Origin of the sequence: Sulfurimonas sp., from assembly GCF_034005705.1 — a bacterium.
GTDB lineage: Bacteria > Campylobacterota > Campylobacteria > Campylobacterales > Sulfurimonadaceae > Sulfurimonas.
The window spans coordinates 100,215-114,861 of record NZ_JAVEUF010000005.1 but is presented as its reverse complement, the minus strand read 5'-3'; the positions used below and the strand labels follow the sequence as shown (position 1 = coordinate 114,861).

The window sequence follows — 14,647 nt, the reverse complement described above, 5'->3', positions numbered from 1 at the left end:
TTTAACCCTATAAATGTTAGAATCTCTTCAACTAAAGACGGAGAGTATATGTGAGAGCAAGTTCAGAAGTATTAGCAAGAAAATATAGACCAAAAAACTTTGACGAGCTTATAGGTCAAGATACCATCTCTCAAACCCTCTCGCTTGCACTCGATGCGAACAGGCTCTCTCACGCATACCTCTTTTCAGGTCTTAGAGGAAGCGGCAAAACTTCAACCGCCCGCATATTTGCAAAAGCTCTTATCTGCGAGACGGGTATAACCCATCAGCCGTGCGGAAGCTGCCAAAACTGCGTAGACTCTCTTGAGAACCGCCACATAGACATAGTCGAGATGGATGGGGCATCATCGAGAAAAATAGATGACATCAGAGATCTTATAGAACAGACAAAATATAAACCATCAAGTGCTAGATTTAAGATATTTATTATCGATGAAGTACATATGCTTACAAAAGAGGCGTTCAATGCACTGCTAAAAACGCTTGAAGAGCCGCCTGCATATGTGAAGTTCATACTAGCGACCACCGATCCTCTAAAACTTCCTGCAACTATACTGAGCCGTACACAGCACTTCAGATTTAAATCGATCGCTACGAACAAGGTGGTTGACCATCTCTCTCACATACTAAATCTTGAGGGCATCAAATATGAGAGCGACGCTTTGGAGATCTTGGCAAGAAGCGGAAGCGGAAGCCTAAGAGATACGCTCACACTGCTTGACCAGGCTATAATCTACTCAAAAAACCATGTGGATGTACGCACGGTTACAGATATGCTCGGTCTTGTTGACCCAGACTTCATTAGCAAGCTCTTTAGAGCCGTATTTGCAAAAGATCATGCCGCACTTGTAGAGTTTACGAAGATCTTGGAAGAGTATGAAGCGGAGATGGTCGTAGATGAGCTTATAGCCTACCTCAAAGAGAGAATGTATGCAGGCGATGCTCTCTACTCTACTCTCGTACTAGATAGATTTTTCAGAATACTAAGTGACTCCAAATACCTCTTTAGCATAAATGCAGACGGCTCTTTTGTGCTATCGCTTATATTTTTCAAGATGATAGAGGCGCTTCGCATAAAAGAGGTAGACCAGATGATAGAGTCTCTCCAAAAAGAGATTCAAAGGCCATCCATCTCATGCGCCGCACCTGCAGTGCAAAAAAGCGAGCAGACTCAAGTTGAAGAGACAAAAGAGAGCGAACCTGCAGGCGAACAAAAAACAGAGGAGCCATCAGCATCCATAAACCCTTATGCAAAGATGTTTGAAGAGCTCATAGCGAAGTTAAAAGACAGAAGTCCCGAGCTTGGCGAATGCTTTGAGAAAAGTATCTATTTTATCTCTTTTGAGAACAACACGCTTACATGGGAGAGCTGTGCGAACGGTGATTGCAAAAGAGTTCTCACACACGGCTACTCGGTCGTAAAACAGTTTGTCAGAGAGATCTTCGGCTTTGAGACGAAAATAAAACATGAGCCCTGCACAAAAACAGACGATGACGAACAAGAGGAGCAAAAAGAGAGTGCTCCAAAAGAAGCAGAACCACAGCAATATGAGCAATCAACCTCGATGATAGAAGATGCCGAGATGGGCGGGAGTGCAAGCTGTGTAACAAACTGTCAAAGCAGCGATACCACCAGAGAGATCGATGCGGCAGAGATAAAAGATGAGCCTATGGTCCAAAAGGCGATCGAGCTTTTTGAAGCTAAAAAGATGACCATTCAGTCAAAGATTTAGCTCTTTATCATACTCTCAATACTAAAGCTAAAAGTAGAGCCTTTGCCAAACTCCGAGCTTATCTCCAGAGATGAACCAAGCAGTTTTAAGACATAGGTAACCATAGCCAAGCCCAGTCCCATAGAGTTGTCCCAGCTGTTTTTATCTACCCTGTAAAATTTGTTGGTGATCTTTTGGAGATGCTCCTCTTTTATACCGACACCGCTGTCTTGAATAGATATTTTATTCTCCCTTAGAGTTATAAATACATCGCCGTTTGAGTATTTCAGAGCGTTATCGACCAGGTTGTCCAAGACCAGTTCCAGCATGGTCTTATCGCTTATTACGCCAAGCTCCCCGACATCGACTCTTATATCTCTATCTCTATATTTTGACTTTAGGTTTAACGCGACTTCTGAGCATAACTGACTTATGTCGAACTCACTTTTATTAAGCACAAGATCACCGTTTTCAAGCTTTACGGAGAGAGCGAGTCTGTCGAGCATCTTTGATATCTTCTGGGCATTTGAGCTGATTTTGCCCAGAAACTTCTCTCTAATGCTCTGCGGCATATTGTTGTCCTCTTCGATCGTCTCGGCATAGCCGATAATTGCGGCAACAGGATTTTTAAACTCGTGGGAGAGCGCAGATAGAATGTCGTTTCTCTGCTTGTTCATCAATCTCAGCTTTGCCATATGTTTTGATTTTTTTCTCTCGTTCTTGCTCAGTTTTTTTACCAGGTTTTTCAGAAGCAACGAAATCTGTAAAAACTCATAGAAATATTTTGTCTTTATGATGGCTTTATAGTTTTTGTTTGAGACCTCATCTAGATAGTTTGTTATCTGTTCAATATCGTAGACCACTTTCTGGCTCATCGTCTTGGAGATAAAAGTGGCAAGGATAAGTATCCCCATAAAAACAAAAAAGAGCTTTGTCCACAGAGAGTAAAAGTCATACATTATCTGCTCTAAGCTCATTGAGAGTCTCAGATATATATGCTCATTTTTGTAGACAACCCGTTTGGCGATATATAAAAAATCGGTTTTTACGGTATCTGAATACCTCGTTATATCTCCGTAGTCCTGAGAGTTTGACTGCATGATCTCAAATCTTGAAGCGTGGTTGTCCATCTCTTTTTTATCTGCATCGGACTCAGCCAAGACCACACCGTCAGCGGCGACTATCGTCACCCTAAGAGATGTTCTCTTGTTTATCTCTGATGCAAAGTTCTCAAGATCATCTGCACTTTTTAGATCCATCTCCATAAACTCTATGGCATGTTTTAGATGATTTTTATTGTGCTCGATTATTATATCTTTTAGCGCAATGTAACTGATGATAGATGATATAAGCAGGGATGTTGCAAAAAGGAGCAGGAACTTTAAAATAAATATCTGATGTATTTTCAGCACAGCTTGTACCCTACTCCGCGGACAGTCTCTATGTAGTTTTTAGTTTTATCGGGGTCTATCTTCTCTTTGAGCCTGTTAATAGCCACGTTGACGGTTCTGTACTGGTACTCTTCGCCGTCACCCCAGACGTTCTCCAAAAGGTAGTCACGGTCAAGCACGCTGTTTTTATTAATAATAAACTCGCTTAAAAGATTGAACTCAAGCTTTGTGACATCCGCTTTTTTGCCGGCTACGGTAAGAGTCCTTGAACTTTTATCGAGCAGCAGGTCTCTATGCGAGAGCATCCCCTCTTCGACCTTTTTTGATGTTCTTCTCAAAACGGCCTTTATGCGAAGAAGGAGCTCTTTCATATTGAAAGGTTTTGTTATGTAATCGTCTCCGCCTCTTATAAAGCCCTCTTCTATCTCAGAGTCCGCATTTTTGGCACTCAGATATATGACGGGTGTGGCAAATCCATCTTTTCTCAGGGCTTGAACAAACTCGCTCCCCTCTACGCCGGGGAGATTTCTATCCATAATAAGAAGATCGATATCCTCTTCGACAAGCATCTGCTCGACGCTTTTGGTGTTTAAAAAGCCGATGACCTCATAACCCTCTTTTTGCAGATTGTACTCAATGAGTTCCAGAATATCCTCTTCATCTTCTACTACGACGATTTTTGCACTCATATTTTAAGAATTCCTAGTTTGATTTTATACTATTGTAGCAAAAAAGGGTCTCTTTTTGATTACAGCTACTTCTCGATCCATGCATCGCTTCTTAAGATATCTCCATCGTCAAATATCTTAAGCTTAAATGCGCTCTCACATCTTCCCTCACTGAAGTCCATTATAGCTATCTGCATTATCTTTTTGCACTTTTTAGGAATATCAAAATGCCCTCTCATGCCTGTAAGAAACTGCTTTAAAGGCACCTTTTCATCCATCCCTATGACATTATCCCTGCATCCGGTAAGCCCCATGTCTGTCATATATGCGGTGCCGCAAGAGATTTGAAAATCATCTGTAGAGACATGCGTATGTGTTCCGATTATCGCACTAACTTTTCCTTGAAGAAGCATCATCATAGCTCTTTTCTCACTAGTAGCTTCGGCATGAAAATCTATAAAAATATTTTTCACTCCCTGCTCATGCAGCGCCTCCACGCTCTCTTTTGCACATCTAAAAGCGTTGTCGGTATATGGCATGGCATAGTGCCCCATAAGGTTAAGAACAGCCAGTTTCTCTGTGCCAATTTCATAAACCTTGCACCCTGTTCCGTTTACCTCATCCGGGTAGTTATGCGGCCTTAGTATCTCATGTGTATCAAAGAGCGCTTCGACCTCTTTTTTATCCCACGTGTGATTTCCGCCGCTCATGCAGTCCACGCCGTAACCTACGATCTCATTGGCATTTTTAAGGGTCAGCCCGAAACCGTGGGAGGCATTCTCATAGTTTGCTATGACAAAGTCAATGCCGTACTCCGCTCTTATCTTTGCCAAGTGGCTCTTTAACATCTCTCTGCCCGGACTTCCTACAATATCGCCTATAAATGCTACTCTCAACGTCAAGCTCCTCTTAAATACTTCAGCACCGCTTTTATAATGTCGTCGTCATCTTTGGAGTCCGATTTTATGCTCTCTTTTTTCTCGTCCATATAGGTAAGTGTGATGTTCTGTCCATAGTTTGAAACGCTCTTGATCTTCTTATGCAAACTCAAAATTTTGATGACCATAAGTTCAAAGAACTGTTTGGTCGGTGTGTCGAGCTCGCCGAAGCGGTCTATCATCTCCTCTTGTATCTCATATATCTCAAGCGGTGTTTCGCATGATGAGAGTCGTCTGTAGATGTCAAGACGCAGCCTGTCCTCTTTGACCACTTCGTCGGATATAAAAGCCGATATTGTAAGCTTTATATCCACCTTTAGCTTTTCGCTCTGCGCTTGATTGCTAAGAAGTTTTATGGCATCTTCTAACATTCTGAGATACAAAGAGTAGCCTATGTTCTTGATATGTCCGCTTTGGGCATCTCCTACCAGATTTCCGCCGCCTCTTATCTCCAAGTCGTGATATGCAAGCACCGAGCCGCTTCCCAAGAATGAGTTTGACTCTAATGCAAGAAGCCTTTTTTTGGCATCGTCAGTTAGGGTCTCTTTATTCTCGACAATAAAGTACGCAAACCCTTCCACGCTGCTGCGTCCTACACGACCGCGAAGCTGATGCAGATCTGCCATTCCGAACCTGTCAGCACCGTCTACTATGATGGTGTTGACGCGCGGCATATGAATACCAGACTCTATGATGGAGGTTGCAAGCATAAGGTCATACTCTCCAGCTTCAAACTTCAAAAGCTCTTTTTCCGTCTCCGTCGCCGATATCTTGGAGTGAAGCATAACGACTCTTAGCTCTGGGAGTATCGCCTTTAGCTCTCCAAGTTTTATAGGCATATGATCTATCGAGTTATGAACGTAAAATATCTGCCCGCCGCGTCTGATCTCTCTTAAAATCACCTCTTTTATAAGCTTCTCCTCATACTCTTTTACGAATGTACGCACAGGCTCTCTCTCGCTTGGCGGAGTTAGCAGCTGCGACATTGTTTTGATAGAGCTTAGCGCTTGGTTAAGTGAGCGCGGTATAGGAGTCGCGCTCATTGAGAGTAGATGCACGTCGTTATAGAGCTCTTTTATCTTCTCTTTTTGCTTAACGCCGAACTTATGCTCCTCATCTATGATTACAACGCCTAAGTTTTTAAACTCCAGGTCAAAAAGAGCATGCGTTCCGACAACAACGTCAAGATCTCCGCTTGCAAGAGCTTTGGTGATGTTTTTCTTATCTTTTGCGCTTACAAATCTATCGAGCTTAGAGCACTTTATCCCAAGTTCGTCAAATCTCTCATGGAGCGAGCGGTAGTGCTGTGCCGAAAGCAGTGTCGTTGGAACGATCAGAGCCGATTGATAGCCTGATTTATAGGCTGCAAATATGGTATTCATCGCAACTTCGGTCTTGCCAAAACCGACATCTCCGCTTAGAAGCCTGTCCATAATATGACCCGAACTCATCTGCGCAATTATCTCACTTATCGATTGCGTCTGATCGTCTGTATACTCAAATCCAGATAGCTTTTGAAACGCTCTTAGTTCATCCTCATCTACGCTAATTTTGGGTGCCTTTATAAGCTCCCTTGCAGCGGCGGTATTTACGATCTGTCCCGCGATCTCCATAAGCCGTTTCTTTACGCTCTCTTTTAGTTTGCCGAAGCTCCCTTTGCCGAGTTTATCCAAAACGGGAACAGAACCGCCAGAGGCGATATAGCGGTCTATGACATCAAGGTTTTCGACGGGGAGCAATATCTTGTCGTCGCCAACATATTTGATGACTATAAAATCTTTAATACCGCCCAGTATCTCGGTCTTCTCAATGCTCTCAAAGATGCCGACGCCGTAATCCTCGTGAACTACATAATCGCCGGCTTTTAGATCATCGAGCAAAATAGAGCTTTTTCTTCTGCGTCTGATTCTATCAGGCTTGTTAAGCGAAATTACAAGCTCATCTTTTGTAAGTATATTTAATATATATGGAGCATAGCGGGTCTCGATACCCTTTAGATCAAAGAGCCCGGCTTGCTTAACGACCGCCTCGTTTGAAGCTATAAGCGTTATCTTTTTATCTTTATGCACTTTTAAAAGAGCGTTGATATCCGTTACGGATATCTCTTTATAGTCATCTGATTCGTCCAAAACCTCAAGGTTGAAACACTCTCTTGATAGTGTCGGCTTATTTAGGGCATAGGCATCTACCAAAAAAGCATCAAGATTTCTGACAAGCTTGGCCTTTTTGCCCTCCAAAAAATTCGCCGCACTCTCATCAAGATGCCAAAACCCCAAAGAAGCAATATCTTTAACCAGAGAGTTAAACTCGCTTTTTGAGACCTTCTCATTTAGAGTATTAAACTCATCCTCATTAAGCGAGTAAAAAGCGGGTGTTATCTCTATCTTCTCAAGCTCATCTTTTTGAGTTCTTTGCGATTCGAGCTCAAAATATTTTATCTGCTCTATCTCATCGTCAAATAGCGATATCCTAAGAGGCATAGCAGATGATGGCGGAAATATATCTATGATGTCGCCGCGAAAGGATATCTCACCCTCCACTTGAACCATATCTACAAAGCTGTAGCCCCAAAAAAGCATCTGCTCCTGAAACTTTTTTAGCTCTAAAGTAGAACCAAATTCAAGCGTTGTTGAGCTTAAAAGGCTCTCTTTTGGAAGGTTAAAAAGCAGCGTCTTTAGTGGCGCTATTATAAGCGGCTTTTTTTTAAGAGAGTAGTACTTTCTAAGAGCAGAGAAGAGTTCGTGGATCTCCTCTTTGTATACTCTTAAATCATCCCCGAAAGTCGCTCTAAGATCAGGAAAAACAAGAACATCTTTTTGAAAAAACTTTGCTACGCTCTCAAGAGAGTGCGCCTCTTTTGAGTCTTGGCAGATCAGGATCTCAAGATCTTGATCTTTAGAGGTTTTGTAGTATTGAAACAGTCTGTTTTGTGACATTATATTAAGTTGAGGATTATGATACTTTTACCTCATCATCATTAATAAGGCTCTTTAGCGTATCAGCAGGGATGTTCTCGTTTTGCGACGCTTTTTTTGGAGCGGCAGTGACATCTTTTACGATGCTGTTTCCTTCAAAAATACCCTTTGCTTCTATGACAAGCTCGCCTGACTCTATGGAGCCGCTTACTCTTCCGTGAGCTTTTATCTCTACTCTTGCGGCACTAATACTGCCTTCTACATAGCCTTGGACTACAAGTCTTGTCGTAGATATATCCCCTTTGATATGTCCGCTTTTACCGATGTTTACCTCTTTGCTAGAGTTTATCGTCCCCTCAAACTCTCCGTCCACATAGAGATTGCACGCTAACGTCATCTCTCCTTTGATTGTAGAGCCAGCTGTGATGATGGTAGTGTTTGTGTCGGGTTTGGTACTTTTATGTGCGCTGTCGCTGTTATTAAAGATTGCCATGGTATCTGTTTCTCCTTTTCGAATATTTCATTATAGTTTTTTACGCTCCATCTTACAAATTCTATGGGGTTTACCGCCCTTTGAATAAATCTGATCTCATAATGGAGATGCGGGCCGCTGCTCATTCCTGAGTTGCCTGTGTAGGCAATAAGATCGCCCTTTTTAACAAAACTGCCCGATTTTATCACAACTTTGTTTAAATGAGCGAAGTAGGACCTAAAACCGTAGTTGTGTTGCAGGATCACAAGATTGCCAAATCCGCTCTTCTCATGGAATCCGGACCACTCTACGATACCGTCGGCAGTCGCATAAACAGGGGTATTCATTGCAGCTTTCATATCCAGTCCGCGGTGAAGCTCTTTTGAGTTAAGCGTAGGGTGTATTCTGTAGCCGAAATTGCTTGTAACTCCGTTGTACCTTATAGGAGAGCCGCTTGGAATGAACTGCATAAGAGTAGCCATATGCTCAGAGTTTAGTTTTGTAACGCTCACTCTCTCTTGAAGCGACATCTCTGCCACGGGAGCAAGTCCTATCAGTGTCTCTATCTCCGAGAGCGTGTCTGATACCTCCATAAGCTCTCTTTTTTTGTCAACTAGAGCCATCTGAGTCTCTTTCATACTCTCATCCAAGAGCCTGTTCTTCTCTTTTTGTGCCAAATAGGCTTTTTCTACGCTCTTATGCTTTGTCTCAATCTCATCTACCGCATGATTTAGATATAAGATAGTCCCTATTGCGCTTAGTGCAATGGTTGCGATAAAGAGAACTGCGTAAAAGATAGCTTTTTTTATGATCTTATGAAGATTGAACTGCTTTACGCCATTATCGTCATTTATCGTAATCGTAAAGTGATTATTCATAATACTCTCTTAAAAATGTCTCGACAACGCTAAAAGAACCAAAAACCAGATAGTCAGACTCCGGTTTTATCGCTTTAAATTCTTTGTATTTTACCCCTATATTGGTTAAAACAGTTTTAATATCCTCTATGGCTGCCGCTCTTTGGTCATTTATGGCTATTATCTCAACATGCAAGATTATAGGTTTTAACACTTTTAATATCTCTTGATAGTTTTTATCCCTATAGCTGTTATATACAAGTACCACCTTCTCCCCAGCAAGCGCATCCGCTATGCTTTGAGCAGCAAGAACATTGTGCCCCACATCTATAGTGATATTTTTTGATATTTTTGTAAGTCGTCCAAAAAGCTGTTCGCAGGAGAAGTTCTCTGCACTATAGTCAAGTCCCAAAAACTTTAAAGCGGCAATGCTTAAAGAGAGGTTCTGAATGAGATAAGGAGCAAGTGAGTATCTTTTTGCGACTTCATCCCTGATCTCTCTATCGCCCTCATCCAATATATCGTCCAACCTGTATATATCGAGTGATCTTTCTGCAGCTAATCTCTTTGCCGTAGTATAAACCTCTTCATACTTCTGAATACCTAAAATAGCACTTTTTTGCACTGCATTTAGTTTAGTAGTTGCGATCTCTTTAATATTAGAGCCCAAAAAAGCCTCATGGTCATAAGCAATAGGAGTTACAAGGGTGAGCGTTTTTGCAAATACGGCAGTTGCATCATGCTCCCCGCCAAGCCCAGCTTCCATAACTACATAGTCGCATCCACGAAAAACAAGCATGGCAAGAAGCGTCGTATATTCAAAGTAACTAAGTGAGTCTGCATCATCTTTTGCCAATATATTTTGAAGCTCCTGATGCGCCTCTTGCAGTTCACTATCACTGGCGTTTTTGCCGTTTTTATATATGCGTTCGTTAAACTCAAGTATATGAGGAGATGTGTAGTGCCCGGTGCCGTATCCCATGGAAAAAAGCGCATCTGCCAAAAACCTTCCCGTTGTGCCTTTGCCGTTTGTTCCGATAATGTGGATTATCTTTGGAGCAGGCAGAGCGGCTTTTCTCTTATCATATACTCTGGGCATACGCTCATAGTCGATCTTCTCGTAGTAGAGCGGTTTAATATCCAGATACTCTTTGAGTCTCACTTATGAACAACCCTGTCTCTGCCATCATGTTTGGCTTTATAAAGGTTCTCGTCTGCACTCTTTAGCAGGCTTTGAAGCGAAAAGTTCGATTTTCTGTCACTTACGCCGCAGCTTACTGTTAGTTTTATCTGATTATCCTTATACATCAGAGAGCTTTTTTTGAGTTTCTTTCTTACCTTCTCGGCAAACACCACACCGCCTTTGGCATCGGTCTCACCGAGGATCGCAATAAACTCTTCGCCGCCGAATCTTCCTACTATATCAACCGCTCTTGCTTCGTTTTTAAGTATTTTTGCAAAAGCGAACAGTACCGCATCGCCTGCATCATGCCCGTATGTATCGTTAATAGCTTTAAAATGGTCAAGGTCCAAAAAGACGACTGTAAAGTTATGTCCGTATCTCTCGAACTCTGCCTCTTTTATGTTCATAAGCTCTTCAAGTGCGCGCTTATTATATAGCTTTGTTAAAAAATCCTCTTTTGATTCATCTCTTGCACGCTGAAGCTCCTGTTCCAGATGTTCTATCTTCTTGCTGAGCAGATTAACTTCATTGTTGTGTTTTTTCAGATCGCTTGTGAGTGCTTGTGTATTTTTCTCCAGAGCTATAGCAATAGCGTATATTTTTTTATGGGCTACGCTAAAGTTCGTGATCGTCTTTTCATTATAGCTCTCAAGCTCTTTTTTGATCTTCTGTATCTCTGCAGTTGAGCTGTCTGAGCTCTCTATCATCTCTATAAGTCTTAGCGAGAGTTTGTCTAGCACACCGTCAATTGATTCTATCATCTCTTTGACGCTCTGCTTGTCAAGCGCTATTCTTAGAGCTATGGCAGATTTTATCTCAGCCTCTACGGAGGCACTCTGCAGAAGCTCAGGGTTGCTCTTTATCTTCTGGCTGATATCAGCTATCTTGTCGTTAATGCTTGGTGCGATTGACGGGGTCAATGATGATACAAGCAGCGAAGCAATGGTTGAGAGCTCTATTATGCCCAAAGGTTTGTCACATAGATTTGTCAGGTTTAGATCTTCTATGGTTTTTTTAAGATTTGTTTTATCGACCTCGCCGAGCGCTTTTAACTTCTGCAAAAATGTATCATCGTATGTCGTTATAAAGTTTATCCAAAGCTGTCTAAACTGGTCTATCTCCGTGACCGAAGGCTCCCTGTTTAGAAGATCCAGACTCCTTTTTGCAAGTTCCGTCGCCTCTTTGTTATGAAGGACCTCTATGACCTGGAGAACCCTTCTCGTAAAAACACTCTGAGCATCAAGCAGATTGGCACAGTGGGACGGATTTGTTCTGTTTAGTTTTGAGATCAGAAAACGGGAGAGCTCCGAGATATTTTTAATATGATATTTTTTCAACTCATCTTGAAACTCTTTGTTCAAAGATGCGGTAAATTTTTCAAGTTTTGAGCAGTCCTCTGTCGCAAATCCGGCTTTTGCGGCCTCTTTGCAAAAAGCTTCGGCATAGAAATCAGGCGTTAGAAGCTTACCCTCTAACTCTAATCTTTTTACAGCTTTTTTTATAATCGCCTGAATATTCATAACCACCCCTTACTTTTTTGCTCTAGCTCCCTCGGCGGAGACCTGCGCAACGAACGACTTGATAGCTCTTTGTGCCGCAAAGCCGATAGCTTCAAATCTGTCTTGATCCGTGACGATAGCATTAGGCGCTACCGAGAAATCATGAAACCCTCTTGTATTATAGCTTTTTGATTCGCCGTTTGTATGCTTTATAATATTTAGCGCAACACTCATCCTATAACCTGTAATATAGCCGTTCTCATCATAGACTATCGGTGAGTAGGACGGTGTTCCCATCTTTAGCACCAAGTGTGTCTTAGACTCATCTCTGCTTACCAAAGATGCCTGAAACACCTCTATAATGGCTTTATCGACCGCATCTTTGATGATAACTGTATTTTGCGGGTCTATAGCCGAGATAATGACACTTGTACTTATCTTATCTCCCATTACCTCACGCGAAAACTTTGCGCTTGATTTGTACCCGCATCCGCTTACTGCGACTAAGAGCAGAGAGAGAAGCAATAACGTTTTAATGTTTGAAAAAAAGTTCAATATCAATCCTTGACAACTAGGTTTACTAACTTCTTTGGAACCAATATCTCTTTTATGAGAGTCTTGCCCTCAAGCCATTTATGAGCCTCTTTTTTTGCTATCTCAAGTATCTCATCCTGCGGTGCATCAAGGGATACCTCGATCTCGCATCTTCTTTTTCCGTTGATCGAGACACCAAGAGTAATAGAGTCCTCTACAAAAACCTCTTCTATCACTTTTTGCGGAGTCATATTTTTAAGAGAGAAACATCTCTTAGATATCTCCCAGCAGACGTGAGGTATGACAGGCTCCATAATCGAACTCAGTATCCAGTAGCCTTCGCTCCAGACATCCTCGTTACTCTGGAGATTAAGAGCGTTCATAGCCTCCATAACACCTGCGATCATTGTGTTGAAAGTATATCTTTGGGTGTAGACATCCTCGGCACGAACAAGCGCTTCGTAGACTTTCTTTCTGGCAAACTTCTCATCTTTAGAAAGAGAGTTGTGCTCAATATTTACAAGAGTATCCATCTTGCGCACATTCGCGCTTCTGTCATAAAATCTTTTTATAAACTTGTATGCACCCTCAACGGCGCTGTCGTTCCACTCAAGCTCCTGCGTAGGAGGCGCTGCGAAGAGTATGAAAAGTCTTGCCGTATCTGCACCGTACTTCTCTATGATAGCGTCAGGGTCAACCGTGTTGCCTTTGGATTTGCTCATTTTAGCGCCGTCTTTTAAAACCATACCTTGTGTCAGAAGTCTATCAAAAGGCTCGTCAAACTCCAAATAGCCCAGATCGCGGAAAACTTTTGTAAAGAACCTTGCATAAAGAAGGTGCAGTATCGCATGCTCTATCCCGCCGATGTAGTGGTCAACGCCCATCCAGTACTTGATCTGCTCTTTTGAAAAAGCCTCATCCTGCCAGTTCTTAGGCGATGCGCAAAAACGCAAGAAGTACCACGACGACTCCACAAAAGTATCCATAGTATCGGTCTCGCGCACAGCATCATTGCCGCATTTTGGACACTTGCACTGCTTCCAAGTCGGATGTTTCTCAAGAGGGTTTCCCTCTCCCGTGATCTCAATGTCCTCAGGAAGCGCGATCGGGAGATTCTCTTTTTTCTCCATAACGATACCGCAGCTCTCGCAGTGGACAAAAGGGATAGGCGCGCCCCAATATCTCTGGCGCGAAACTCCCCAATCTTTGAGTTTGTAATTCGTTGTTTTTTTACCTATCTTTTTCTCTTCAAAGTAATCTATGATCTTTGACTGAGCATCTTTGGAGTTCATGCCGTTAAAGATCTCCGAGTTAAAGAGCTCTCCCGCTTCCGTATACGCTTTATCAGACTCCAACTCGCCATCAAAAGGCTTTATTACCGCATTGATAGGCAGGTCATACTTTTTTGCAAAGTCAAAATCCCTCTCATCATGAGCCGGAACAGCCATTACAGCACCGCTTCCGTAATCCATCAGAACAAAGTTCGCAACCCATACAGGCACTTTTTTGCCTGTAAGCGGATGAGTGACACTCAGGTTTAAAGCGATACCGCTCTTCTCTTTTTGTCTATCGATCGATGAAGCATTCTTCATCTCTTTTATACGAGTGATGCTCTCATCATCAATAAGCAAGTTTTCGATCATATATGTCACTATCTCATGCTCAGGTGCCAAAGCGGTATAGCTAACACCGTAGATAGTATCGGGGCGCGTTGTAAATACATCGAAGCCCTCAAAGTTTTTTCCAAGTTTTGAAAGTGATTCATCGTCAAAACGAAGCTTAAACTCAAGCCCGTTTGATCTGCCTATCCAGTTCTCCTGCATGGTCAAAACCTGCTTAGGCCAGCCACCTTCAAGTTTATGCAGATCATCTAAAAGTTCATCTGCATACTTGGTGATCTTGAAGTAGTACTGATTCATATCTTTTTTGACTACCTGGTTGTCACATCTCCAGCAGCAACCCTCGATCACCTGCTCGTTTGCCAAAACCGTATGACAGCTCTCACACCAGTTTAAAAATCCCTTTTTGCGGTAGAGAAGATCTTTCTCATACATATCGATGATAAAGCCCTGCTCAAACTTTGTGTAGAGCTCATCGCTCGTAGCAAGTTCGCGCTCTTTTGAAAATGAGAATCCGAGCGACTTGAACTCGCCCTTCATATAGTCAATATTGTCGTATGTCCATTTTTTTGGATGAGAACCGTTCTTTATAGCCGCGTTTTCCGCAGGCATACCGAAACTGTCAAAACCTATCGGATGAAGAACGTTAAAACCCTGCTGACGGTAATATCTTGCAAAAGCATCGCTTAGAGTGTAGTTTCTGACATGCCCCATATGAAGTCGCCCGCTTGGGAAAGGGAACATGCTTAGTATATATTTTTTCTCTTTGCCAAAATCTTCACTCGGCTCAAAACTTCTATTTTGTGACCAATACTCTTGCCAACTCTTTTCTAACTCTTTTGAACTGTATTGCAAAAAA

At 42.3% G+C, this 14,647-nt stretch carries 11 protein-coding genes; 1 reads left to right on the top strand and 10 read right to left on the bottom strand.

Translation table 11 applies throughout. From position 1 onward, the window contains the following. The first annotated feature begins 50 nt into the window (after nucleotides 1-50). Nucleotides 51-1,733, top strand: coding sequence for a DNA polymerase III subunit gamma/tau (locus RBR61_RS04270; protein WP_320342322.1), 1,683 nt, complete (start codon nucleotides 51-53; stop codon nucleotides 1,731-1,733). Here RBR61_RS04270 and RBR61_RS04265 read toward each other — a convergent pair. From RBR61_RS04265 to leuS, 10 genes are all read right to left on the bottom strand, one after another. Beyond that, complete coding sequence (locus RBR61_RS04265; RefSeq protein WP_320342321.1) at nucleotides 1,730-3,124, bottom strand: ATP-binding protein; 1,395 nt, start codon at nucleotides 3,122-3,124, stop codon at nucleotides 1,730-1,732. The two genes, RBR61_RS04270 and RBR61_RS04265, sit on opposite strands and share 4 nt — an antisense overlap. Next, nucleotides 3,118-3,792, bottom strand: coding sequence for a response regulator transcription factor (locus RBR61_RS04260; RefSeq protein WP_320342320.1), 675 nt, complete (start codon nucleotides 3,790-3,792; stop codon nucleotides 3,118-3,120). The genes RBR61_RS04265 and RBR61_RS04260 overlap by 7 nt, the downstream gene beginning before the upstream one ends. A gap of 65 nt (nucleotides 3,793-3,857) precedes the next feature. Beyond that, nucleotides 3,858-4,667 carry a TIGR00282 family metallophosphoesterase gene (locus RBR61_RS04255; RefSeq protein ID WP_320342319.1) on the bottom strand — a complete coding sequence of 270 codons (810 nt, stop codon included), beginning with the start codon at nucleotides 4,665-4,667 and terminating at the stop codon, nucleotides 3,858-3,860. 2 nt (nucleotides 4,668-4,669) lie between these two features. Then, on the bottom strand, nucleotides 4,670-7,645 hold the full coding sequence (locus tag RBR61_RS04250; protein ID WP_320342318.1) for a DEAD/DEAH box helicase: 2,976 nt from the start codon (nucleotides 7,643-7,645) through the stop codon (nucleotides 4,670-4,672). Nucleotides 7,646-7,661: 16 nt separating this feature from the next. After that, nucleotides 7,662-8,021: a polymer-forming cytoskeletal protein gene (locus RBR61_RS04245; protein WP_320342317.1), complete on the bottom strand. Its 360-nt coding sequence runs from the start codon at nucleotides 8,019-8,021 to the stop codon at nucleotides 7,662-7,664. Continuing rightward, entirely contained in the window at nucleotides 8,018-8,974 is a 957-nt protein-coding gene (locus RBR61_RS04240) for a M23 family metallopeptidase (RefSeq protein WP_320342316.1), read from the bottom strand. The genes RBR61_RS04245 and RBR61_RS04240 overlap by 4 nt, the downstream gene beginning before the upstream one ends. Beyond that, nucleotides 8,967-10,115 carry a bifunctional folylpolyglutamate synthase/dihydrofolate synthase gene (locus RBR61_RS04235; RefSeq protein ID WP_320342315.1) on the bottom strand — a complete coding sequence of 383 codons (1,149 nt, stop codon included), beginning with the start codon at nucleotides 10,113-10,115 and terminating at the stop codon, nucleotides 8,967-8,969. Before RBR61_RS04235 ends, RBR61_RS04240 begins: the two co-directional genes overlap by 8 nt. Next, on the bottom strand, nucleotides 10,112-11,656 hold the full coding sequence (locus RBR61_RS04230; protein WP_320342314.1) for a diguanylate cyclase: 1,545 nt from the start codon (nucleotides 11,654-11,656) through the stop codon (nucleotides 10,112-10,114). The genes RBR61_RS04235 and RBR61_RS04230 overlap by 4 nt, the downstream gene beginning before the upstream one ends. A gap of 9 nt (nucleotides 11,657-11,665) precedes the next feature. Beyond that, nucleotides 11,666-12,190, bottom strand: coding sequence for an LPS assembly lipoprotein LptE (lptE, locus tag RBR61_RS04225; RefSeq protein ID WP_320342312.1), 525 nt, complete (start codon nucleotides 12,188-12,190; stop codon nucleotides 11,666-11,668). Nucleotides 12,191-12,192: 2 nt separating this feature from the next. Then, on the bottom strand, nucleotides 12,193-14,643 hold the full coding sequence (gene leuS / locus RBR61_RS04220) for a leucine--tRNA ligase (protein WP_320342311.1): 2,451 nt from the start codon (nucleotides 14,641-14,643) through the stop codon (nucleotides 12,193-12,195). Nucleotides 14,644-14,647 lie beyond the last annotated feature (4 nt).